This window comes from Streptomonospora sp. PA3 (assembly GCF_009728995.1).
Lineage (GTDB): Bacteria > Actinomycetota > Actinomycetes > Streptosporangiales > Streptosporangiaceae > Streptomonospora.
In genome coordinates, this window is record NZ_VTZW01000009.1 from 45,973 (window position 1) to 68,778 (window position 22,806).

A 22,806-nucleotide genomic window follows, 5' to 3' on the forward strand; every position below is an offset into this window, starting at 1 on the left:
GGTACTTGTACTTCGATTACACGCCCCTGGAGCCCTGCAGTGAGCAAGCGTACGTTTCAGCCGAACAACCGGCGCCGCGCCAAGGTTCATGGTTTCCGGCTGCGCATGCGGACCCGTGCCGGACGCGCGATCATCGCAGCGCGCCGCAAGAAGGGGCGCGCGCGGCTGACCGTGAGCCACTGACGGCCACGGTCGACCGATCGACTTGCGGGCCGGCTGTCCCTTGCGGCAGCCGGCCTTCGTTGTGCGCTCAGCCCGCCGAGGACCGATCCGATGTTGTCGCCCCAGAACCGAATGCGCCGCAGCGCGGAGTTCACCTCCGTGCTGCGGTCCGGCCGGCGCGCCGGCCGCGAGGCGCTCAGCGTCGCCTACCTGCCGCCGTCCGCCGGCGGCGCGGCGGGGCAGGCGCCGCCGCGCGTCGGCTTCGCCGTGGGCAGGCCGGTGGGCAACGCGGTGGTCCGAAAGCGCGTACAGCGCCGCCTCCGCCACCTCATGCGGGCGCGGCTGGCACAGCTCCCGGCGGGTAGCCTGCTAGTAGTGCGGGCCAAACCCCTGTCCGCGTCCCTGGGATACGACACGCTGGCCGCGCAGCTCGACGGCGCCATCGCAGCGGCGATGCGCCCCCGCAAGAATGCGACACGCCGTCGCAAGGGGGCCGGTGCACCGGCGAATACGCGCAGCAGCGGGGATCTGGCGGATTCATGACCGAGGACCGACCGAGCCGGGCGGCGAGAGCGCTTGTGGTGCCCATCCGCGGCTACCAGCGCTTCATCAGTCCCGTCCTGCCCCCCGTCTGCCGCTTCTACCCTTCGTGCAGCGCCTATGCGGTGGAGGCACTCCACACGCACGGTGCGCTGCGCGGGCTGTGGCTTGCCGCACGCAGGATCGCCCGCTGCCATCCGTTCCACCCCGGCGGCCTCGATCCCGTTCCCCCGCGCGGGGGTGCCGCCGGGCAGGGGGCGGCGGCGTTCGAACCGGGCACCGCACCGGAACCACCGGGGCAGTAGCTGAACCGAAGGAAGAGGGAGTTGGCCGGTGCTGGACTGGCTTTACAACATCGTCGGCTGGGTGCTGATCGAGATCCACTCGGCCCTGACGAGCGTCGGGCTCAACCCTGATAGCGGCTGGGCATGGGGCCTGTCCATCGTCACCCTGACGGTCCTGATGCGGCTGATCATGGTTCCGCTGTTCGTCAAGCAGATGCAGACGCAGCGCAAGATCCAGGAGATGCAGCCGCAGCTGATGAAGGTGCGGGAGCGCTACAAGAACGACAAGCAGCGCCTGCAGCAGGAGCAGATGAAGCTCTACCAGGAGAGCGGCACCAACCCCCTGATGGGCTGCCTCCCCCTGCTGCTGCAGATGCCGGTGTTCTTCGCGCTGTTCAACGTGCTGCGCAACGTCGCCGAAGGCCACGCCCGCTACGGCTTCACACCGGAGCTGGTCGAGAGCGCGCAGAACGCGGCGATCTTCCACGCTCCGCTGGCCGCGCAGTTCCTGATGAGCAACCGGGAGCTGGAGGGCTACGGCGCCGATCCCATCATCGCCAAGGCCGTCATCGTCATCGCCTGCGTGATCATGGGCACGACGACCTTCCTGACGATGCGCCAGAGCATGAACCGCAGCACCGTGCAGATGCCCGACAACCCCATGGCGCAGTCGCAGAAGATCATGATGTACCTGGCGCCGGCCTTCGGCCTCTTCGGTCTGGCCATGCCGATCGGTGTGCTGATCTACTGGGTGACCTCCAACGTGTGGACCATGGGCCAGCAGCACTTCCTGTACCGCAAGCCCGCCGAGGGCAGCGGAGAGGGCGCGGGCGACGCCGCCAAGACCGCCTCCCCGAACGGATCCGCCAAAGGGCTTCTCGGCAAGCGCAAAGAGAGCGCGCCAGAACCGGTCGAAGAGCCTAAGATCGAGCGTAAGCAGCCGAGGAAGCAGCCGCGGGCCAAGCGTTCGGGCGGCAACCAGCGCAAGGGCTAGCAGGACTATCGGGTAAGGGGTCGCGCAGGCGGAAGCAAGCCCTGGAGGCGCGGCTTCCCGACTCCCGCTCAGACGTTAGGAGACAGGTCGCTGTGAGCAACGGCAACGAGGACGGGGCGGGCGAGCGCGGAAGCGTCGCCGTGGCGGAGGCGCCGCAGACCGAAGGCGAGGCGGCCGACGAGGCCGTCGACATCGAAGCGTTGGAGCGCGAGGGCGACATCGCGGCCGACTACATCGAGGGCTTGTTGGACATCGCCGACTTCGACGGCGACATCGACATGGACGTCGAGGGCGACCGTGCGCTGGTGTCGGTCGTGGGCGCGACGCTCGACGAGCTCATCGGCGAAAACGGCGAGGTGCTGGAAGCCCTCCAGGAGCTGACGCGGCTGGCGGTGCACCGGACCACCGGCAACCGCAGCCGGCTGATGCTGGACATCGGCGGCTACCGCGACTCCCGGCGGCAGGCGCTGTCGCGTCTGGGCGCCGACGCGGTGGCAGAAGTCAAGAAGACCGGTGAGGTCAAACCCCTCGCCCCCATGACGCCCTTCGAGCGCAAGGTGGTGCACGACGCCGTCGCCGCCGCCGGATTGCGCAGCGAGTCCGAAGGGGAGGAGCCCAACCGCTACGTGGTGGTCTACCCCGCCGAATGAGGCCGCGGCGGCGGACGGAGTCCTCCGCACCGCCGGTTTCACGTGAAACACGGCGTCCGGCACAGGCGCCCCTCACGCATAGGATCGTGAGGGGCGCTTTTGTGTGTTCTTCGGTTTATCTCCATGTCGACCTGTCGATTGCTCGCTGACCGGTCGGAAAGGGTCAAGGTGGTGACTGATGGCCTCGGGTGCTGAGGGGAAGGTGGCACCACCCGAGCAGGCGCAGCAGTTGTTCGGTGACGCGTTGCCGGCGATGCGCCGGTACGCGGATCTCCTCGCAGACGCCGGGGTCGAGCGCGGCCTCATCGGTCCGCGGGAGGTGCCCCGCCTCTGGGAGCGGCATCTGATGAACTGTGCCGTGATCGAGGAACTCGTTCCTCAGGGAGCCGAGGTCGTCGACATCGGCTCGGGCGCCGGGCTGCCCGGTGTCGTGCTGGGTATCCTGCGTCCGGATCTCTCGGTGACCCTCCTGGAGCCGCTGCTGCGGAGGACGGTGTTCCTGAGGGAGTGCATCGACCACCTCGCTCTCCCCAACGTCGAGGTGCGCCGGGGCAGGGCGGAGGAGATGCGCGCGCAGATCCGGGCCGACATCGTCACTGCACGGGCGGTCGCGCCGCTGGCACGGCTCGGCGGGTGGGCGCTCCCCTTGCTCCGCAAGGGCGGCAGTCTCCTCGCACTCAAAGGTGAGCAGGCCGAGAGTGAACTGGCGGAGGCGCGCGGCGATTTGTCGGCACAACGCCCTTGCGTTGCCGATGTGATCCGGGTCGGGCGCGGTAAAGTCGAACCCGCTACCACGGTTGTTCGCGTGACGGTCACCGCTGAGAGCGATCATGCGTCCCCGGCGCGACGCTCCCCACGTGGCTCCAAGAAGAAGCGCGGACGGAAGAGGTGAAGTCATTCGTGCCCCAGAACCAGTCCGACGGCACCTATGTTTCACATGAAACGCCTCGCTGGGAGGACCATGCCATGCCTACCGACGTTTCACGTGAAACGGATGTCGACGTGATCTCCGCGCCCGACGCAGAGGTCGAACTCGATACCCCCATCGCCCGCGCCGCCCGAGCCGCGATGTCGGTGCGCGGGCACGGGGACAACTCCTGGCCGCGTCCCGGGAAGTGCCGCGTCATCAGTGTCGCGAACCAGAAGGGCGGCGTCGGCAAGACCACGACGACCGTCAATCTCGCCGCATCGCTGGCCATGCACGGGAACCGCGTGCTCGTGGTCGACCTCGACCCGCAGGGCAACGCTTCCACCGCACTGGGGATGGACCGCGGCGCCGACTCCCGCTCCATCTACCACTGCCTGGTCGAGGACGAGGAGATCCGCGACCTCGCCCACTCGGTGCCCGACATCGACAACCTCTGGTGCGTCCCCGCCACGATCGACCTCGCCGGCGCGGAGATCGAACTCGTCTCCCTCGTGGCCCGGGAGTCCCGGCTGAAGCGGGCGTTCTCCGCCTACGACAGCAGCGAGCTCGATTACATCTTCATCGACTGCCCGCCCTCCCTCGGCCTGCTGACGGTGAACGCGATGGTCGCCTGCGAAGAGGTGCTCATCCCGATCCAGTGCGAGTACTACGCGCTGGAGGGGCTCGGCCAGCTCCTGCGCAACGTCGAACTCGTGAAGTCGCACCTGAACCCGGCGATGGAGATCTCCACCATCCTGCTCACCATGTACGACGGTCGGACGAGGCTGGCATCCCAGGTTGCGGATGAAGTACGCGGACACTTCGGTGATCTGGTACTCAAGACACTGGTGCCCCGGAGCGTCCGCGTCTCGGAAGCCCCGAGCTACGGGCAGTCCGTCATGACCTACGACCCGGGCTCCACCGGTGCGGTCGCCTACATGGAGGCGGCTCGTGAGATCGCCTACCGGGCGAAGACGGGCGCCGGAAACTGACCATGAGACGTGAAGGGAGACGTCGGTGAGCCAGCAGCGGCGCGGTCTGGGCAAGGGCCTTGGCGCGTTGATACCCCAAGCGCCCGACACAGCGAGCCTGGACGCTCCGCCCAGCCTCGGTGCGGAGCAGCAGCCCCCCGAGGCCGTCGGCGGCGCCTACCTCGAGGAGATCGAGGTGGGCGCGGTAACCCCGAACCCGCGGCAGCCCCGCCAGCACTTCGACGAGGAGGCACTGGAAGAACTCCGCGCCTCCATCGCCGAGGTCGGCCTGCTCCAGCCCATCGTCGTCCGCAAGCTCGGTTCCGGGCGCTACGAGCTCATCATGGGCGAGCGCCGCTGGCGCGCGAGCAAGGAAGTGGGCCTGGAGCGCATCCCCGCGATCGTCCGCGAGACCGGCGACGACGAGCTCCTGCGCGACGCCCTGCTGGAGAACCTGCACCGCCAGCAGCTCAACCCGCTGGAGGAGGCGGCCGCCTATCAGCAGCTCCTCGACGACTTCGGCGCCACCCACGACGAACTCGCCAAGCGCATCGGGCGCTCCCGCCCGCACATCACGAACACGCTGCGGCTGCTCAACCTCTCGCCGTCGGTGCAGCGGCGCGTGGCCGCGGGCGTCCTCAGCGCCGGGCACGCGCGCGCGCTCCTCGCGGTCGAGGAGACAGAGACCCAGGACCGCCTGGCGCGCAGGATCGTCGAGGAAGGGCTCTCGGTCCGGGCGCTGGAGGAGATCATCTCGCTGCGTGAGACCGAGGACAAGCCTGCCTCCTCGCGCCGCTCCCCGGCGCGCAGTGCGCCCAGCCCGGAGATGGAGGAGTGGTCGCGGCGCCTCTCCGACGCCTTCGACACCCGGGTGAAGATCAATCAGGGACGCAACAAGGGCAAGATCGTCGTGGAGTTCGCCACGAAGGAGGACCTGGAGCGCATCATCGCCGCGATGGCGCCCGGCGCGGCCGAGGAGTGAGCGTCGTCCCCCGAAGTCGGTATGGCGCTGTGTCGACACGGCTTGTCGACTGATCGGCACGCCGGCCGCGCGCCGATCCCATCGGAGACCGCCTCAGCGCAGAAAAGCGTCCCCGAGCCATCGCGGCTCGGGGACGCTTTTCTGCGCTGAGGCGGGGGAGAGGGGTGCGCTCGTCCGCCGTTCGGGCGCTGTGCGCCGGTGCCGCGCGGGCCGGTTTCACGTGAAACACGTGCCGCAGCGGGCGGGCCTGCTGCTAGCCGATGAACTCCTCGAGGTCCTGCAGCAGCTTGCGCTTCGGCTTGGCGCCGCGGATCTGCTTGACGACCTCGCCGTTCTGGTAGACGTTCATCATCGGGATGGACATGACGCCCGCCTCCCGGGAGGTCTCCGGGTTCTCGTCGGTGTTCAGCTTGACGATCTCCAGCTTGTCGCCGTGCTCGGCGGCGATCTCCTCCAGGATCGGGGCGACCTGGCGGCAGGGGCCGCACCATTCCGCCCAGAAGTCGACCAGCACGGGCTTATCGCTCTTCAGCACGTCGGTCTCGAACGTGCTGTCGGTGACGCTCTTCAGGTCGGCCATGGTGAACTCCTCATCGGTCGCAATGGTCGTGTCGTGGTGCAGTGGGGCCGCAGGAGCGGCAGGCGCTACCGCCCCTGCTCGGCCAGGAAGCGCTCGGCGTCCAGGGCGGCCGCACAGCCGGTGCCGGCCGCGGTGACCGCCTGGCGGTAGTTGTGGTCGACGACGTCGCCGGCCGCGAAGACGCCGGGGATGTTGGTGCGGGTGCTCGGGGCGTCGACGGCCAGGTAGCCCTCGGAGTCGAACTCGAGCTGGTCCGTGAAGAGCTCCACGCGGGGGTCGTGCCCGATCGCGATGAACAGCCCGGTGATGTCGAGCTTGCTCTCCTCGCCGGTGACGGTGTTGCGCAGCCGCACGGCCGAGACCTTGGAGTCGCCGACGACCTCGGTGACCTCGTTGTTCCACAGGAAGCGGATCTTGTCGTTGGCGAAGGCCCGCTCCTGCATGATCTTGCTCGCGCGCAGCTCGCCGCGGCGGTGGATGACCGTCACCGAGCGGGCGAACCGGGTGAGGAAGGTGGCCTCCTCCATCGCGGTGTCACCGCCGCCGACCACGGCGATGTCCTGGTCGCGGAAGAAGAAGCCGTCGCAGGTGGCGCACCAGGAGGTGCCGCGTCCGGAGAACTCCTCCTCGCCGGGCACGCCCAGCTTGCGGTAGCCGGAACCGGTCGCCACGATCACCGTACGGGCGTAGTGCACGTCCGAGCCGACCTTGACGACCTTGGGCGAGGCGTTCAGGTCGACCTCGGTGACGTCGTCGGCGATCAGCTCGGCGCCGAAGCGCTCGGCCTGCTTGCGCAGGTTGTCCATCAGGTCGGGGCCCATGATGCCGTCGGGGAACCCGGGGAAGTTCTCGACGTCGGTGGTGTTCATCAGGGCGCCGCCGGCCGTGATCGCGCCCTCGAAGACCAAGGGCCGCAACTCCGCTCGCGCCGCGTAGACGGCCGCGGTATAGCCCGCGGGTCCCGATCCGATGATGATTACGTTGCGGACGTCGCTCACGATCGTCGCCCTCCGGTCGGCTCGGCGGGCAGGACGCTGGTGGCTGCCCGCGGGGAAAGTCGTCTCTCCCAACAGATGGTAGGGGCGTCCAATTCCCGCCCGTCTCCCACCACCGCCCCCAACGGAAGGCGCTCCGCGCCACCACCCCTCTGCCCGTCTCCCACCACCGCCCCCAACGGAAGGCGCTGTGTGCCAGCTTGCCGCCGAGCGCACGGTGCACCTTTGCGCCGGAGGCCCGCCACCGGTGGTGCGGCTCCACCTGGGAAGAACCGCGTGCGCTCGGCGGCAAGCTGTGGTCGCGCTTCGCGAGGCGCACCCATTGCCGCAGCCCCGATGGTGGCCGCCCCCGGGGGTACCCGGTGGGTTCCTGGAAAGACAGACGCCTCCGAGTTCCGCCGCCGCCGGCAGTGATTCACGTGAAACGTAGGCGCACACGAAGCGGCCCCCGCCGCGGGGCGCGGCGGGGGCCGGGAAGGCGTGTGGGGCGGCGAGGCGGCTACGGCGCGGGCACCGTGGTCCGCGCCAGTTCGGCGTCGGCGGGCTTGCCGCCGCTCGGGCCGCAGTCGGGTGAGAGGACCACCACGTCGTAGGAGTCCTGCGCTTTGTCGCCGGGCCGGGAGCCGTAGTACATCACCCACGCCTCGGTCTGCGTGCCGCCGGAGGAGAACCGGGCGAGGTCGATCAGCACCGGAGGGTCGCCGGCCCCGTCCGCGCGTCCCTCGACGCAGGAGGAGACGTCGGAGGGGATCTGCGAGGCGTCGGGTCGGTCGCCCTGCGCCGTGCCGTCAGCGTCGCTCTCAGCGCCGCCTGAGGCCATCGGGTCGGCGTCGTCGAGGACGGCCGCGGCCTGTTCTGCGAGCCGGTCCTCCGTGTAGACGGTCCCGCTGTGGACGACGACGGACCGGTAGCCCTGTGCCGCGTCGCCGTGCGCCGAGTGCTGCGGAGCGCCGGCCATGGGCTCGTGGACGCCTCCGGCGGAGCCGCCGGTCAGATTGCTCACCACGGCGGTTCCGGCGCCCGCGACCACCACGGCGGCAGCCGCGACCGCGAGGTAGTTGAGCCACCGGTTGGACGATCCGAACCTGCGGCGCATGGGGACGACGTTGGAGGGCAGGCCCCCGCCGGCGGCGCCGGACTCACCGGCGCCCTCGCCGGAACCGTCGGAACCACCGGAACCACCGGAACCACCGGAACCACCGCCCTCGGAGCGGCGGATCTCGGCCTCGGCCCGCAGCGCTTCGTCGAGGCGCTCCGCAGCGGAGTCCGGGAGCGGGGGAGCGGACACCTCCGCCAAGACCCGAGTGACATCGGCCAGCTCGGACCGCTGCGCGGAACACGTCGCGCATTCGGCCACGTGCTGCTGGACGGCGATCTCCTCGGTGTCCTCCAGCAGCCCTTCGGCCGACAAGGCGAGAGTCTCCGCGTCCACATGAGACGTCACGATGCCCTGTCACCTCCTCTCGGGGATGTGACGTCTCGGGGACCCTCAGGGTTCCTCAGGTGGGACAGATATGGCAGAAGTCTCGCGCGTCCCCGTGCGCACCGGCTTTTCACCGTCCCGGGGGCGACTTCGAGGATCTCGGAGGCCTCGTCGACGCGGTAGCCCATCATGTCGACGAGTACCAGCGCCAGGCGCTGCTCCTCGGGCAGCTTGCCCAGCGCGGCGTGGACGTCCATCGCCGAGTCGCTGCTGCCGGTGGGGTCGGGGGTGCTCGCCCTGGTCCGCTCGTTGGAGATCACGTCGAGGGTGGCGTCGTCGGTGGGGACGGCCGGGCGGACCATCTTGCGGCGCATGCGATCGTGGCAGGCGTTGATGACGATACGGTGCAGCCAGGTGCTGACCTGGGCCTCGCCGCGGAAGCGGTGGGCACCGCGGAACGCGGAGAGGAAGGCGTCCTGCAGTGCGTCGGCGGCCTCCTCGGAATCGCCGAGGACGCGGATCGCGACAGCCCACATACGCTCGCGGTGGCGCCGGACCAGCTCTCCGAAAGCCCGGTCGTCCCCCTGAGCGTGCCTGGACAACAGCTCCTTGTCGGGGAGCTCCTGGACCGCGTCAATCACCGTAGTCACGTTTTCCCGCGCAGCTCGACCTCGTTGACGATTCCCCTGTACCTGGCCCCGTCCTGGGGCAGACTAGTGAACCATACGACGACATAGCGTCCCTTGGCAGGCTCGGACAGTTCGATCTCCACCTCGCCCTGGACTCCGCTCTTGACAGCGGCGGGGGACCCGCCCGCGCCGAGTTCGGCCGGATCGGTGGAATCGCCCACGAGGATCTCCAGGTCGTGGGGGCCCTCGCCGAGGTTGAGGGACACGCTGTGCACCTCGGCGCTGCGCCCCAGGTCGACCATCAGGCCCACGCCCGACTTCAGCCCGCCGAGGTCGGAACTCTCGTATCCCTGGGTGTTCCACGCGGTGGTCGCCTGGCCGTCGATGGCCTGCATGGCGATGTCGTTGTGCTCTTGCCCGTCGTCGCCGAGCGGGTCGAAACCGTCGGCCGATTGTGGCCGCAGCGCGGTGAGGTCGGCCGCGTCGCCGTTGCCGGGGCCGTTTCCGGCCGCGGTCTGGCCGGGGTCGGCGCCGCCCGAGCCGCTCATGTTGGTGCCGATGTTCCACGCGGCCACGACGACACCGACGAACACGATCAGGGCCAGCCCTCCGACCAGCACGCGGGTGAGCCCGGCGGGCGCCCCTTTGCCGCGGCGTCGTCCCGGCGGCGGGGGCGCCTGGCGGGGCCGGCGCGGCTGGGGCGCGGGTCCGGGCGGCGCGGCGGCGAACTCGCCCGAGCGCCGCGAGGTGCCGCGGGCGGGCTCGGGGGGCACGGGCGCGTTCGGCGGGGCGGCCGGCAGCGGGACCACGCGGGGGACGTTGGCCAGCGCGTCGGCGACCTCGCGGGCGCTTGCGAGGGGGCCGCCGTGCAGCGGCGCGAGGAACGCCGAGCGGCACACGAGGTCGTTGAGGAACTGGGAGACGCCGGAGTTCAGCTGGGCGGGCTGGCACGGTGCCCCGGCGACCAGCGGCGCGGCGGGCAGTCCGTTGCGCGCCTGGTCGGGCCAGTGGGCGGTCAGCGCCGCATAAAGCAGGCGGCCGAGCCCTTGGGCGTCGGCCGCCGCCGGGTTGTCCGCGCCGATGCCGCGCAGGGCGGCGTCGACTCCGATGCCGGTGACCTTGACCGCGCCCCCGAGGCTCCAGATGAGCTTTCCGGGTGTCAGGTTGAGGTGGTACAGGCCGGCCGAATGCGCGGTGGCCAGGGTCTCGGCGGCCTCGGCCACCAGCCCGGCGGCGCGCTCGGGGGTGAGGGGGCCCTGGGCGAGGAGCTCGGCCAGGGACTGCCCGGCGACCCATTCTTCGACGACGTAGGGGGCGGGTCCGCTGTCGTCGGCGTCGAACACCTGGGTGACGCGGGAGTCGGCGATGCGGCTGGTGGCTCGCGCGGCCCGGACGACCTCGCCGGTGCGGGGAAATCCCTCGGCGAAGGTCCACACTGCGACGAGCCGGGCGAGGGTCTCGTCGGTCGCCTTCCACAGGGTGGCCCCTGCGGTGTGGCTCACCTGGCTGTCGAGTCGGTAACGGCCTGCGAGACGGGCGCCTGGCTCAATCATGAAGGTGCTCATGCCGGGAGTGACGGACGCGACGGCCGAAGGGGGAGGCTCTCACGAGGAGCGGCCTGCGGGGAGGATCCGGCCGTGTCTGTGCCTGTCCCCAACCTCCCTTCGGGCAGCTCAGAAAACTCGTGGACGGCGGTGGAGAACTGCCGTTCCATGCTAGGACGCCTGTGCGGTTCCTTCGGTGGCCAGGTGTGGGCGGATCAGTGAGCATTTGGGTCCTTATATCGGTTACGCAGGGTCATGCCCGCCTGGTGATCAGCTCCTCAGCAGGCGGTTCCGCACCATGTTCAGAAATGTTGTGACTTCAGTCACACCCAAGCGCTTCGCCACCAGTACGAAGAGCACCGCGCCCACCGCGCCGCCGGCCGCCATGGCCGCCAGAGACGGCAGCACCGTCCCCGGCAGCACGCCGAACGCCAGCACCATCGCCACCCCGAACAGCGCGCTGGGGACGGTGGCCGCATACAGCAGCAGCAGGGTGCGCAGGATCCGCCGGCCGTCCAGACCGTTGACCCGGGCGCGCAGCCCGCGCCAGGCCAGGACGCAGCCGACCACGTAGTAGAGCCCGTAGGCGATGGGCAGCAGGACCACCACCAGCTGCGGTGGAGCCGTGAACAGCAGCGCGATCGCCAGCGCGGCGTGCGCCGCCTCCGCCGGCAGCGCGATCAGCGACGGGGTCTTCGTGTCGCCCAGCGCGTAGTAGACCCGCATCTGCAGCTGGAACATCGTGAAGGGGATGAGCATCAGCGCGAACACCATGAGGATCCGCCCGATGCCCGCCGCGTCCTCGGCCGAGGTGCTGCCGTTGGCGTAGATCAGCACGCAGAAGGGGATGGCGAAGACGACCATCGCCACCGACAGCGGCACGATGAGCACCGCCGACAGCCGCAGTCCGCGGGAGAAGTCCGAGCGCACCAGGTCTTTGCGCCCGTCGGCCACGTGCGCGCTCATCCGCGGCAGCAGGGCGGTGATCACCGAGACGGCGATGATGGCGTAGGGCAGCTGGAACAGCATGGACGCGTACTGGTAGGCGGTGATGCCGGCGCCCGCCGCCGACTCCCCCGACTGCGCCGCCCGCACGCCCGCGCGGGTGGCGACGTTCGTGGTCACCAGCAGACCGGTCTGCGCGACCCCGATGTAGAGCATCATCCACGCGGCCGTCCGCACGGCCTCGCCCAACCCCGAGCCGCGCAGGTCCAGGCGCGGCCGCCAGCGGAAACCCGCGGCGAACAGCGCCCAGGCCAGCACCGCGGCCTGCAGCACCTGGCCGGCGGTGGTGCCCGCCCCGAGCAGGGTCAGTTGGGCGTCGGTGACCGATCCCGGGGCGGCGCCGGGCCCCGTGATCGACAGGAAGAGTGCGCCGACCCCGATGATCACCAGGTTGTTCAGCACCGGCGCCCACATCGGCGCGCCGAACCGGTCGCGCGTGTTGAGCATGGCGCTGGCCACGCCGCTGGCCCCGATGAAGAAGATCTGGCCCAGCAGGAAGCGGGCGAGTAGCGTGGCCGCTTCATGCTGCGGACCGGTGAACTCCCCGGCGTAGAGCCGGATCAGCAGCTCCGCCGCAGCGATGGCCGCCACCGTGATCGCGGCCAGCACCAGCAGCAGCAGCGTGAACAGCCGCTGCTCGGTGGCCGTGCCGCCGTCGGCGTCGCGCTTCTTGCGCTTCACCAGGAACGGCACGAAGACGCTGGCGAGCAGACCGCCGATGAGCAGGTCGTAGACGGCGAAGGGGACCATGTTCGCCGTCTGGTAGGCGTCGCCGAGCAGCTGGGTGCCCAGCGCCGCGGCGAGGACGATCGTGCGGACGAAGCCCGTGGCGCGCGAGACGACGGTGCCCGCGGCCATGATCGCGCTGGAGCGCATCAGGTTGCCCGGCGCCGCGTGCGCCGCCCCGCCGATCTCGTTGCCCTCCTCGCCGGGGCGGTCGGCGGTGCCCAGGTCGCCGTAGTCGGAGGGGTCGTGGGCGACGCGCAGTCCGGGCTCGGGCTCGGTCGCGGGCTCGGAGCGCTCGACCGCCTCCAAGACCTCCTCGGGCATGACGAGGCGCCGCCTGCGGGCGGCGCCCGGTCCCTCCGTCCCGCCGCCGGGCCGCTCGTCGGGCTGGTCGCCGGCCACCGGTTGCGTCATGTTCTGGGGCTTCCTCATTAGGCGGCGGGGGAGCCGCGGATGGGGGCGAGGGCCGGCGGCCGCGGTGGCAGGGGGCCGCCCGGGCTACCGCCGCAGGCGTGCACGCACGAGGGCCACCGCATCCGACAGCTCCCGCACCAGCGGTCGTGCGCAGAGGAGGAACAGCAGGGCGCCCGCCAGGCAGCCGACGATCGGCGCACCGAGGTTGGTCGCCAGGCCCTGCCCGAACCGCTCGGTGAAGAACCAGAGCACACCGACGCCGACGGCGGCGCTGGGGATCGCGGCCGCGTGCAGCCGCAACAATGTTGCACCGATGCGCCGCCCGTCAAGACCGCCCAGTCGGCGGCTGAGGATGAAGCCGGCGATGGTCAGGCCGGAGACGAACGAGAGCATGAAGCCGGCGGCCACGCCCACCACGACCAGGTTGGGCGGCAGCACCCGGAAGGCGGTGTAGGCCAGCACACCGTGCACGGTCACGTTGGCGATGCTGATCAGGGCGGGCGTGCGGGTGTCGCTCATCGCGTAGAACACGCGCAGCATCAGCTGGAACACGGTGAACGGCACCAGGCCCAGCGCCATGGCGGCCAGCACCGCGCCGATGTTGGCGGCGTCCTGCGCGGAGGTGTTGCCGCGGGCGAAGACGAGCGTCGCCACCGGCACGGCGTAGATCGCCAGCGCCAGCCCCAGCGGCACCAGCACCAGGGCCGACATCCGCAGCGTGCGGGAGAACCCGGCGCGGACCTGTGCCCAGTCCTCGTCGGCGGCGTGGGCGCTCATGCGCGGCAGCAGCACGGTGATCAGCGAGACGGCGATGATGGCGTAAGGCAGTTGGAAGAGGGTGTAGGCGAAGTTGTAGGCCGTCAGCCCGGCGCCCACGTCGTAGCCGCCGCCGGCGCTGGCGGCGCCGGCGCGGTTGACCACGTTGGCGGTGATCAGCAGGCCCAGCTGGGTCATCAGGGTGTAGAGGAACATCCACCCGGCGCTGCGCAGCGCCTCGCCCAGCCCGGAGCCGCGCAGATCCAGCCGGGGGCGCCAGCGGAAGCCCGCGCGCCACACCGCCGCGATCAGCACCACCGTCTGCAGGGCCATGCCCGCCGACGTGCCGGCGCCCAGCAGCACCAGTTCGCCCTGGGTCACGGTCTCCACGGTCCGCCCGGCGCCGGCCACCCACAGGAACAGCCCGCCCACGGTGATGATCACCAGGTTGTTGAGCACCGGCGCCCACACCGGCGCGCCGAACCGGTTGCGGGTGTTCAGCATCCCGCTGATCAGCCCGCTCAGCCCCACGAAGAAGATCTGGGCCAGCAGGAAGCGCGCCAGGTAGACCGACACCTGCGCCTGCTGCGGCGCGGAGTCGCCCAGGTAGAGCCCGATGAGCGGCTCGGCACCCAGGATCGCCGCGGCGGTCACCGCGAACAGCACGATCACGGCGCCGGTGAACAGCCGGTTCTCGGTCTTCACGCCGCCGTCGGCGTCGCGCATGCGCCGCTTGACCAGCAGCGGCACCAGCACGCTGGCGATCAGGCCGCCGATCAGCAGGTCGTTGATGATGAAGGGGATCGTCTGCGCGGTCTGGTAGGCGTCGCCGAGCAGCTGGGTGCCCAGCGCCGCCGCGATGACCACGGCCTTAACGAAACCGGTGACACGCGAGACCATCGTGCCGGCGGCCATGACCGCGCTGGAGCGCATCATGCCGCCGGTGCCGCCGTCCTGCTCGGCGCCGCCGGACTCCGCGGCGGCGGGTTCCGAGCCTGCCGCGGCGCGCTCGGCCCCGCCCGGGGCTTCCTCGGCGGCGCGGTCGCGGCCGCGGGCAGGCGGGTCGTCGCTGCCGTTGGCGGTCTCGGTGGCCACAGGCGGCTCCCTTCGGGTGTCTGGATTGCGAGCGCGGTGTCCCGCGCGGTGGGTCCGCTCGGCTACCGGTCGGCGTCGGCGCCGCCGGTCCCGTCGTCGCTCTCGGTCGGCGCGGCGTCCGCGGACCGGTCCTCATTGTGGTGCACAGCCGCGTCGGGATCGGACGCCTGCGCGCCCTGCGCGTCGCCGTCGGCGGAGCCGGTGCCGGTGCCGGCGCCGTCCTCGCCCGTGCCGCCGGGCTCCGCGGCGGCAGCGGCGCCGTCCGACCTGTTGCGCGCCCACTTGCGCAGGGCGCGCGGGGCCAGCGCGGCGACGAGCACCAGTGCGCCGATCCCGCTGATGACGAGTGCCTGGCTGCCCATGCCGGTGGCGTTCACCGACAGGTACTGCACCTCGGAGACGGGCTCGCCGCTGAGGTTGTGCAGGTTCATCTGGATCATCGTGCGGCCGTTGACCCGCGCCGACAGTTGGACGTAGACGGTGGTCTTCTGGTTGGGGCCGATCTCGATGGAGTCCTGGTAGTTGCCGATGGACAGGCGCTCGGGGTTGCCGGAGAGCATGGACAGGTTCACCCGGACCGGGTGGTTGTTGAGGTCGTTGGCGATCAGGATCCCGATCGTGCCCGTCGCGCTGGCCAGCGTCACCGGCTCGGTGGGGATGATGTGCACCTTGTCCATGGCGCGCTCGACCGACCGCTGGACCAGCGCCCGCGCCGGCCCGGACAGGTCGTCCTCCCGGCGCCAGGCGGCCGACTCCAGCCGCAGGATCGCGGGGCGGAACGGGTCCTCGCCGTCGACCAGGATGCTGTTGAACAGCCGCACCCGGCCGCGCACGTCCTTGATCCGGTCCAGGTAGGCGCCGTCCAGTTCGGCGCGGGTGCCCCGCTTGGGGTAGGTGAGCGACTGGCGGGCCTCGCCGGAGGCCGGGCCGCCGGGCCGGACGTCGGCCAGGTCCACGGGCTCCAGCCACGGCAGCGTCCGGCTGGCCTCCAGCAGTCCCCGCGCGAACTCGGGGCCGGGGTCCCAGTCGGAGGGCGGGTAGGCGACGATCGTCCGCGGCTCACCGGGGTCCTCGCCGGCGATCATCGCGGTCTCGGCGGCGAAGCGCTGCTGGGCGAGCGCGGCCTCGCCCAGCCCGGAGGCGTCCTGGCGCAGCACCTCGGCCAGGCCGCTGTCGGCGACCAGCGCCGTGCCCTGCTCGCCCTTGCCCAGCGACAGCGGCGCCTGGGCGGTGGGGGTGTGGTCCACCCGGTCCTCAGCGGGCATGGCGGCATCGCGCAGCAGGAACGTGCTGGCGCCGTGACGCTGGTAGAACTCGCGCGTGTCGACGTTCATCAGCCCGCCCTCGGGCAGCGCCACGGTCTCGTCGGCGGAGCGCTCCAGGACCCGCTCGACGGTCTGGTGGCCGAGGGAGAGCGCGGCGTCGGCGTCGTCGGACAGCCCGTGGCGCAGCAGGGCCGCGATGTCGGCGGAGGCGTAGGGCGTGGCCGCCACCGAATCGTCGGCCAGCGCGGCGCGTGCCTGCTCCAGCCAGATCCGCGCCTGAGGGCTGGGCTCCGCGGACTCCTTGGGGATGCCCGCGTCGTCCTCGGCGTCTTCGGCGCCGCTCTCCTGGGCGGCGGCGGCCGCCTGCGGGTCCTCCACCACCTTGTACGGGGAGGTGAGGCGTTCGACGTCGGCGAGCAGTCCGGGGTCCACGGCCCAGGTGACCGGCACGGTGGAGGAGTCCGGCTGCGCGGCGTCCTCGGCCTGCGCGGACCCCGCTGCGCCGGGGGCGGCGTCGGCCGCGGCCGACGCCGAGGCCGAGGGCGTCGGCGCCGCCGGTGAAGGCGAGTTCTCCGCGCCGGGGTCCTCGGGCTCCAGCGACACCTCATCGCTTTGGGCGCCGATCGTCAGCAGTCGGCCCAGGCGCCCTTGCGGCCCGAGGCTCTGCGGCAGCGAATCGTCCAGGAAGGTGTTGTCGTCGGCGCGGTGGGGCCGGTCCATCAGCGGCCACACCCAGGCGATGTCGACAGAAGCGGGCGCGGAGCCGCCGCCGCGGTAGGGCAGGAACGTCCGCTGCCGGCCGAAGTCCTCGCCCGAGCCGTCGAGGGCCTCGACGACCATGGGGTAGACGCCCCAGGAGGACAGCGACATCTCGCCCGCGTCGGCGCGCAGGGTGTAGTCGGCGGACTCGCCGGGTTCCAGCGGGTCCGGCAGCTCCACGGAGGCGCCCTTGATCCCGGGGGCGGCGCTGTCTCCGGAGGCGAAGGAGTCGAGGTCGGACCGCTCGTCGAAGGGGTAGGAGGCGTAGCTGAACCGCACGCTGACGTCGTCGAGCTCGCCGCCGGTGGTGTTGGTGACCTGGCCGGTGATGCGGATCGTGCTGTTGGCGCCGATGGATTTCGGCGTGATCTCCTCGACGATCAGCGGGGGGGTGTCGCCACCGCTCCCGCCGGGGTCGGCGGGAGCCGGAACCTGGGCAGGGCTGAACGCGGCCAGGGCCGGGATGACGGCCGCGGTCGTGGCCACGACCGAGCCGATGTGGACGATTCGACGCACGCCAGAAGGTCTTCCGTGTCAGGTTGACAATGGCCCGCGGGGGATTGGGAACGAAAACGTTAGACGCCGCAATCGCGCGACTCGGTCGGCTACCCGTCGGGGGCGCGTGAGTCGCGGCGGACTGCTGAGAACGATACCCCCTCACCGGCCGCACTCCGATGCATTACGGGCCGGGCGGAATGGATGGCGGCCCCGTCCCTGTTTCCCGCAGGCGTGCGGGGCGCTTTGAGGCGCCGCCTTCCCTCCTCGCTCGGTCGCTCGTTCCTCGCTTCCTCGCTCGTCAGTCCAGACGGCGCCGCCCCCCGCACACCCGCCCGGACCCTGCGCGGCGCCCGCTCAACGCGGCCTGTTCCCCGCCGCCCCCTGTGCACAGGCGCTCCCGCCGATTCGCGAGACGCGATGAGGCGACTTAGTCTCTGGTGGTGTGCCCAATACAGCGTTTCCAGGTGAGTCCCCCCGCGACCCCGCGGGCGGGGCTGCGCCGACCGCCCCGGACGACCTCACCGACAAGCAGCGTGCGGCGATAACCGAGCTCTTCGGCGCCATCGACTCCGTCGTCCAGGAGTTGGGCGAGCTGTTCTCCGCGGGCGGCCACGAGCTCGCCATGGTGGGCGGCCCGGTCCGCGACGCCCTGCTGGGCCGCGAGGTCCACGACTACGACCTCACCACCGACGCCGTGCCGCAGACCATCCTGTCCCTGGTCGAGGGCTGGGCCGACGCCGTGTGGACCGTTGGCATCGACTTCGGCACCGTCGGCCTGCGCAAGGGCGGCCTGCAACTGGAGATCACCACCTACCGCAGCGAGTCCTACCGCCCCAAGTCCCGCAAGCCCGAGGTCCACTACGGCACCTCGCTCTACGACGACCTGCTGCGCCGCGACTTCACGGTCAACGCCATGGCCGTGCGCCTGCCCGGGCGCGAGTTCGTCGACCCCTTCGGCGGACTCGCCGACCTCAAGGCCGGCCGCCTGCGCACGCCGGGCCGGCCCGAGGACTCCTTCAGCGACGACCCGCTGCGCATCATGCGCGCCGTGCGCTTCGCGGCCCAGTTGGGCCTCACCCCGGCGCCCGAGGTGCGCGAGGCCGCCGCCGCGATGGCCGACCGGCTGACGATCGTGTCGGCCGAGCGCGTCCGCGACGAGCTCACCAAGCTGATGCTCAGCGACAATCCCCGCAGGGGCGTGGAGCTGATGGTCGACCTGGGCATCGCCGCCCAGGTGCTGCCCGAGATCCCGCGCATGCGGCTGGAGATCGACGAGCACCACCGGCACAAGGACGTCTACGACCACTCGCTGACGGTGCTCGACCAGGCCATCGAACTGGAGCGCAAGCGCGGCATGGAGCCCGATCTGGTGCTGCGCCTGGCGGCGCTGCTGCACGACATCGGTAAACCCAAGACCCGCGCGTTCGAGTCCGGCGGCCGGGTCACCTTCCACCACCACGAGGTCGTGGGCGCCTCCATGAGCAAGAACCGGCTCAGCGCGCTGCGCTTCCCCAAGGACGTCGTCGCCGACGTCGGCAAGCTGGTGGCCCTGCACCTGCGCTTCCACGGTTACGGCAAGGGCGAGTGGACCGACTCCGCGGTGCGGCGCTACGCCCGCGACGCCGGCGACCAGCTTCAGCGCCTGCACGTGCTCACCCGGGCCGACTGCACCACCCGCAACCGCCGCAAGGCCGCCGCGCTCGCGCGCGCCTACGACGACATCGAGCACCGCATCGAGCGCCTCGCCGAGGAGGAGGAGCTCAACAAGGTCCGTCCCGATCTCGACGGCAACGAGATCCAGCAGATCCTGGGGATCGGCCCCGGCCCGATGATCGGCAAAGCCTGGCGGTTCCTGCTCGAACTGCGCCTGGAGAACGGCCCCATGGACAAGGAGGCGGCGGCCGCCGAGCTGCGCGCCTGGGCACAGCGCCACCTCGACGACGGCGGCGGCTCCCGCACCGGCGGAGATTCGGCCCCGGAGGGCGGCGAGTAGCCCGCGCACCGCCAGACCCCGCCGCGCCGTGTCGACATGCGGCCGTGTCGGCACCTCACCATGTCGACACGGCGGCTCGCTCAGCCTTCGCGTTGCGCCGCGCCCGTATCCGCAGGGCCCGGTGTGCGGGCGCGCACCGCCCAGCAGGCGGCCATCACCAGGTAGCCCGCCGCGAGTCCGGCGACCACGCCGGCGCTCACCCCCGAACGCGGCACGACCGCCGCGGCGAGCCCGGCGCCGCCCACGAACGCCGCGTTGAAGAGCATGTCGTAGACCGAGAACACCCGCCCCCGGTAGGCGTCGTCGACATGTCGCTGAACCAGAGTGTCGACACTGACCTTCACGCCCTGCGATACGGCACCCAGCGCGAACCCCGCCGCGGGGAACAGCGCGGGCGTGAACGGCAGCCCGAACGCCAGCAGCGCCGTGCAACCGGCGCCCAGCAGCAGCGCGATCCAGGCGTCGGCCGAGATCCGCGCGGTGGCCCACGGCGTCGCCACCGCGCCGGCGAAGTACCCGGCCGCCGACGCCGCAAGCGCGACGGAGAAGCCCGCGAATCCGGCGACGCCGCCGGCGGTGAAGGTGTTGTTGTACAGCAGCAGGGTCACCAGCGTCGCGACGCCGTAGCCGAGCCGGTGGCCGGCGATAGTGGCGAGCCCATAGCGCGCGGGGCGGCGGTGCCAGACGTGGCGCGCGCCGTCGACGAGTCCGGCGGCGACGTTGCGCACGGCCGTACGCACCCTGTCGGTCTGCTCGTCCAGGTCGGGTCCGAGCTCGGCGCGTCCGAGCGTCAGCGCCGCGGGCGCGGCCAGCGCCATGGCCGCACCGGCGCCGAGCAGGATCAGTGCCGTCCCCGCGTAGCCGTCCCCGCCCAGCAGGCGCAGTCCCGCGCCCGCGGCGGCGCCGAGGAACGCCGCGAACGTGCCGCAGGTCGGTGTCACCGCGTTGGCCATCATCAGCTTGTGCCGGGGCACCACGTGCGGCAGAGCGGCGGACAGCGCCGCCAGCACGAAGCGGTTCACACTCAGCAGGACGAGCGCGGTGGCGAAGAAGGCGGGGCCGTCGGATCCGGACCACACCAGCGCCGCGGTGCCGGCGGCCACGGCTCCCTTGGCGAGGGTGGACACGACCAGGACCTGTCGACGTGACCACCTGTCGATAAAGACACCCGCGAAGGGGCCGACCGCCGAGAACGGAAGCAGCAGGACGGCGAAGGCGGCGGCCACCTGGGCCGCCGTGGCGTGCTGCTCCGGAGCGAAGAAGACGTATCCGGCCAGGCCGGCCTGATAGGCGCCGTCCCCGAACTGCGATATCAGCCGGGTGGCGAACAGGCGGCGGAACCGCGGTCCCTGGAGGACGTCGCACAGATCGCGGTAGAAGGACACCGGTCAAGCCTACGGCGCGGCGCAGGCCACGGCGGTGCGGCCGGCGTCCCCGGCCGATGTTCCACGTGAAACAGCCGCGGCCGGTCCGCTCGCGGACCGGCCGCGGGATGCCGGCAGGAGGCGCCGAAAAGCGGGACTACTGCCGGTGCAGGGTGCCCGTGGACTCGCTCTGAGTTCCGTCGGAGAAGACGCTGGTGACGGTGACGTCGAGGGAGTCGTCGCCGGCGGGCTCCATGACGACCTGGCCGTTGTCCACGCAGTCCGGGTCGTCGGCCACGGTGTAGCTGAACGTGAACGAGGACTCGGTGGCCTGCGCGTCGGCGATCTCCCAGGTGCAGCGGCCGTCCTCGGTGTCGCCGAGGCCGTACTCCTCGGCCGAGATGGTGTCGCCGGCGATCTCGACGGTGAGCGACCAGGTGCCTACCGTGTTGCCGGCGCTGTCGTACTGGTCGAGCGTCCCGTCCCAGGTGCCCTCGTAGACGGCTTGGAGGCCGCCGCTCGGATCCTGGCCCTCCTCGCCCGAGCCCTGACCGCCCGCGCTCTGCCCGTCGGCGCCGGAGGAGCTTCCCGGGCTGCTCAGCACCACGAACGCGACTCCGCCCACGATGACGAGGACGGCCACGCAGACGGAGGCGATGACGAGGACGAGGCCGGCGTTGCCGCCGCCTCCCGGGGGCCGCCCTCCCGGGGGCGGGGGATAGGGGCTTCCGGGGGTGCCGGGGTAACCGCCGGGCGGCGGCCCCGGCGGTGTCCCGTATCCGCTCCCGGGGTCGCCGGAGGGCTGCCGGCCGGGGTACTGCGGGCCGCCGGGGCCCGGCGGCTGCTGCCACGGTCCCTGCGGTCCCGAAGGCGGCGGCCCGCCGGGATCCTGGGGGTTGCTCATCGAGGCTCCTTGCCCTGCTCGGACGAATCGCCCGGGTCGGCTTCGGTGGGAACGCCATTATGGCTTGCCCGGCGGCCGACCGGTCGCGGCGGCCGGGTCCGGCCGAGCGCGGGGCCGTCCTCCCGCAGCCGCCGTGTTGGGAGCCGGTCCGTGCGCCGCGGCACCGGTCTCGGGGTCGGCGCCGCGGCCGGGGCTCAGCGGTCGATCTCGCCCGCGATGAACCGCTCGACGAGGTCGTGGCCGTCGCTGTCGCTGTGCTGCTCGGGCGGGGACTTCATGAAGTAGGAGGAGGCCGAGAGGATGGGGCCGCCGATCCCGCGGTCCTTGGCGATCTTGGCGGCGCGCAGGGCGTCGATGATGATGCCGGCGGAGTTGGGGGAGTCCCACACCTCCAGCTTGTACTCCAGGTTCAGCGGCACGTCGCCGAAGGCCCGCCCTTCCAGGCGGATGTAGGCCCACTTGCGGTCATCGAGCCAGGGCACGTGGTCGGAGGGGCCGATGTGCACCGATCCGGCGTTGAGCTCGTGCGGGATCTGGGAGGTGACCGACCGCGTCTTGGAGACCTTCTTGGACTCCAGCCGCTCGCGCTCCAGCATGTTCATGAAGTCCATGTTCCCGCCGAAGTTGAGCTGGTAGGTGCGGTCCACCACCACTCCGCGGTCCTCGAAGAGCTTGGAGAGCACGCGGTGGGTTATGGTCGCGCCGATCTGGGATTTGATGTCGTCGCCCACGATCGGCACTCCGGCCCGGGTGAACTTCTCCGCCCATTCGGGGTCGGAGGCGATGAAGACCGGAAGGGCGTTGACGAAGGCCACGCCGGCGTCGAGGGCGCACTGGGCGTAGAAGCGGTCGGCCTCCTCCGAGCCCACGGGGAGATAGGAGACGAGCACGTCGGCGCGAGCCGCCTTGAGCGCCGCGACCACGTCGACGGCGTCCTCGGTGGACTCCTCGATGGTCTCGCGGTAGTACCGCCCCAGCCCGTCGAAGGTGGGGCCGCGCTGCACCGTCACTCCGGTGGGCGGCACGTCGCAGATCTTGATCGTGTTGTTCTCGCTGGCGCTGATCGCGTCGGCGAGGTCGTGGCCGACCTTCTTCGCATCGACGTCGAACGCGGCGACGAACTCCACGTCGCGCACGTGGTAGGAGCCGAACTGCACATGCATGAGGCCGGGGACCCGGGCCTCGGGGTCGGCATCTGAGTAGTAGTGGACGCCCTGGACGAGCGACGCCGCGCAGTTTCCAACACCGACGACGGCTACACGTACCGAACCCATTGGTCCTTGCTCCTTTTTCGTTGCTGATTGGGAATGTCGCGGCGCGCGCCGGGAGAGCGGACGCGCCGACTGCGGCGGCCGGGGCCGCCCCG

20 protein-coding genes are annotated in these 22,806 nt (G+C 71.4%); 9 read left to right on the forward strand and 11 right to left on the reverse strand.

Annotated elements, in window-relative coordinates; all coding sequences use genetic code 11:
- Window positions 1–39: 39 nt before the first annotated feature.
- From rpmH to FZ103_RS08540, 8 genes are all read left to right on the forward strand, one after another.
- On the forward strand, window positions 40–183 hold the full coding sequence (gene rpmH, locus FZ103_RS08505) for a 50S ribosomal protein L34 (RefSeq protein ID WP_184585156.1): 144 nt from the start codon (window positions 40–42) through the stop codon (window positions 181–183).
- 90 nt (window positions 184–273) lie between these two features.
- On the forward strand, window positions 274–705 hold the full coding sequence (rnpA, locus tag FZ103_RS08510; protein WP_156000148.1) for a ribonuclease P protein component: 432 nt from the start codon (window positions 274–276) through the stop codon (window positions 703–705).
- Entirely contained in the window at window positions 702–1,007 is a 306-nt protein-coding gene (gene yidD, locus FZ103_RS08515; RefSeq protein ID WP_156000149.1) for a membrane protein insertion efficiency factor YidD, read from the forward strand. Before rnpA ends, yidD begins: the two co-directional genes overlap by 4 nt.
- Window positions 1,008–1,035: 28 nt before the next feature.
- Window positions 1,036–1,980, forward strand: coding sequence for a membrane protein insertase YidC (gene yidC / locus FZ103_RS08520; protein ID WP_186356027.1), 945 nt, complete (start codon window positions 1,036–1,038; stop codon window positions 1,978–1,980).
- A gap of 140 nt (window positions 1,981–2,120) precedes the next feature.
- The gene (locus FZ103_RS08525; RefSeq protein WP_343233491.1) at window positions 2,121–2,630 is read left to right on the forward strand and encodes a R3H domain-containing nucleic acid-binding protein; all 510 of its coding nucleotides are present in this window, start codon (window positions 2,121–2,123) and stop codon (window positions 2,628–2,630) included.
- Window positions 2,631–2,808: 178 nt separating this feature from the next.
- Entirely contained in the window at window positions 2,809–3,522 is a 714-nt protein-coding gene (gene rsmG, locus FZ103_RS08530; protein WP_156000151.1) for a 16S rRNA (guanine(527)-N(7))-methyltransferase RsmG, read from the forward strand.
- A 176-nt stretch (window positions 3,523–3,698) separates the two neighbouring features.
- Entirely contained in the window at window positions 3,699–4,529 is an 831-nt protein-coding gene (locus FZ103_RS08535; RefSeq protein ID WP_222936670.1) for a ParA family protein, read from the forward strand.
- 25 nt (window positions 4,530–4,554) lie between these two features.
- On the forward strand, window positions 4,555–5,490 hold the full coding sequence (locus FZ103_RS08540) for a ParB/RepB/Spo0J family partition protein (protein WP_186356029.1): 936 nt from the start codon (window positions 4,555–4,557) through the stop codon (window positions 5,488–5,490).
- Between the two features lie 253 nt (window positions 5,491–5,743).
- Here the strand turns inward: FZ103_RS08540 and trxA are convergent, their stop codons facing one another.
- From trxA to FZ103_RS08580, 8 genes are all read right to left on the reverse strand, one after another.
- Entirely contained in the window at window positions 5,744–6,070 is a 327-nt protein-coding gene (gene trxA, locus FZ103_RS08545; protein ID WP_156000153.1) for a thioredoxin, read from the reverse strand.
- 65 nt (window positions 6,071–6,135) lie between these two features.
- A complete protein-coding gene (gene trxB, locus FZ103_RS08550; RefSeq protein WP_186356030.1) occupies window positions 6,136–7,068 on the reverse strand; it encodes a thioredoxin-disulfide reductase in 933 nt (310 codons plus the stop codon).
- 496 nt (window positions 7,069–7,564) lie between these two features.
- Entirely contained in the window at window positions 7,565–8,509 is a 945-nt protein-coding gene (locus FZ103_RS08555) for a hypothetical protein (RefSeq protein ID WP_156000155.1), read from the reverse strand.
- Complete coding sequence (gene sigM / locus FZ103_RS08560) at window positions 8,506–9,126, reverse strand: RNA polymerase sigma factor SigM (protein WP_186356173.1); 621 nt, start codon at window positions 9,124–9,126, stop codon at window positions 8,506–8,508. Before sigM ends, FZ103_RS08555 begins: the two co-directional genes overlap by 4 nt.
- Before the next feature lie 8 nt (window positions 9,127–9,134).
- Window positions 9,135–10,682, reverse strand: a complete 1,548-nt coding sequence (locus FZ103_RS08565) for a protein kinase family protein (protein ID WP_156000156.1) — start codon at window positions 10,680–10,682, stop codon at window positions 9,135–9,137.
- Window positions 10,683–10,931: 249 nt separating this feature from the next.
- Window positions 10,932–12,806 carry a murein biosynthesis integral membrane protein MurJ gene (murJ, locus tag FZ103_RS08570; RefSeq protein ID WP_156000157.1) on the reverse strand — a complete coding sequence of 625 codons (1,875 nt, stop codon included), beginning with the start codon at window positions 12,804–12,806 and terminating at the stop codon, window positions 10,932–10,934.
- 84 nt (window positions 12,807–12,890) lie between these two features.
- A complete protein-coding gene (gene murJ / locus FZ103_RS08575) occupies window positions 12,891–14,657 on the reverse strand; it encodes a murein biosynthesis integral membrane protein MurJ (protein ID WP_343233440.1) in 1,767 nt (588 codons plus the stop codon).
- Window positions 14,658–14,719: 62 nt separating this feature from the next.
- Entirely contained in the window at window positions 14,720–17,197 is a 2,478-nt protein-coding gene (locus tag FZ103_RS08580; RefSeq protein ID WP_186356031.1) for a DUF6049 family protein, read from the reverse strand.
- 424 nt (window positions 17,198–17,621) lie between these two features.
- Between FZ103_RS08580 and FZ103_RS08585 the strand changes: the two genes are divergently transcribed.
- A complete protein-coding gene (locus FZ103_RS08585; protein WP_186356032.1) occupies window positions 17,622–19,172 on the forward strand; it encodes a CCA tRNA nucleotidyltransferase in 1,551 nt (516 codons plus the stop codon).
- Between the two features lie 80 nt (window positions 19,173–19,252).
- Here the strand turns inward: FZ103_RS08585 and FZ103_RS08590 are convergent, their stop codons facing one another.
- The 3 genes from FZ103_RS08590 to FZ103_RS08600 form a co-directional block, all read right to left on the reverse strand.
- A complete protein-coding gene (locus FZ103_RS08590) occupies window positions 19,253–20,557 on the reverse strand; it encodes an MFS transporter (RefSeq protein ID WP_186356033.1) in 1,305 nt (434 codons plus the stop codon).
- Window positions 20,558–20,693: 136 nt separating this feature from the next.
- Window positions 20,694–21,440: a hypothetical protein gene (locus FZ103_RS08595; protein ID WP_156000158.1), complete on the reverse strand. Its 747-nt coding sequence runs from the start codon at window positions 21,438–21,440 to the stop codon at window positions 20,694–20,696.
- A gap of 194 nt (window positions 21,441–21,634) precedes the next feature.
- Window positions 21,635–22,714, reverse strand: coding sequence for an inositol-3-phosphate synthase (locus FZ103_RS08600; protein WP_156000159.1), 1,080 nt, complete (start codon window positions 22,712–22,714; stop codon window positions 21,635–21,637).
- Between the last annotated feature and the right edge of the window lie 92 nt (window positions 22,715–22,806).

Bases quoted from the DNA above. Each gene is read 5' to 3' on its own strand.
- rnpA (WP_156000148.1), top strand. From the start codon at position 274: ATGTTGTCGCCCCAGAACCGAATGCGCCGCAGCGCGGAGTTCACCTCC.
- yidD (WP_156000149.1), top strand. From the start codon at position 702: ATGACCGAGGACCGACCGAGCCGGGCGGCGAGAGCGCTTGTGGTGCCC.
- rsmG (WP_156000151.1), top strand. From the start codon at position 2,809: ATGGCCTCGGGTGCTGAGGGGAAGGTGGCACCACCCGAGCAGGCGCAG.
- FZ103_RS08535 (WP_222936670.1), top strand. From the start codon at position 3,699: ATGTCGGTGCGCGGGCACGGGGACAACTCCTGGCCGCGTCCCGGGAAG.
- trxA (WP_156000153.1), bottom strand. From the start codon at position 6,070: ATGGCCGACCTGAAGAGCGTCACCGACAGCACGTTCGAGACCGACGTG.
- FZ103_RS08565 (WP_156000156.1), bottom strand. From the start codon at position 10,682: ATGAGCACCTTCATGATTGAGCCAGGCGCCCGTCTCGCAGGCCGTTAC.
- murJ (WP_156000157.1), bottom strand. From the start codon at position 12,806: ATGACGCAACCGGTGGCCGGCGACCAGCCCGACGAGCGGCCCGGCGGC.
- FZ103_RS08595 (WP_156000158.1), bottom strand. From the start codon at position 21,440: ATGAGCAACCCCCAGGATCCCGGCGGGCCGCCGCCTTCGGGACCGCAG.
- FZ103_RS08600 (WP_156000159.1), bottom strand. From the start codon at position 22,714: ATGGGTTCGGTACGTGTAGCCGTCGTCGGTGTTGGAAACTGCGCGGCG.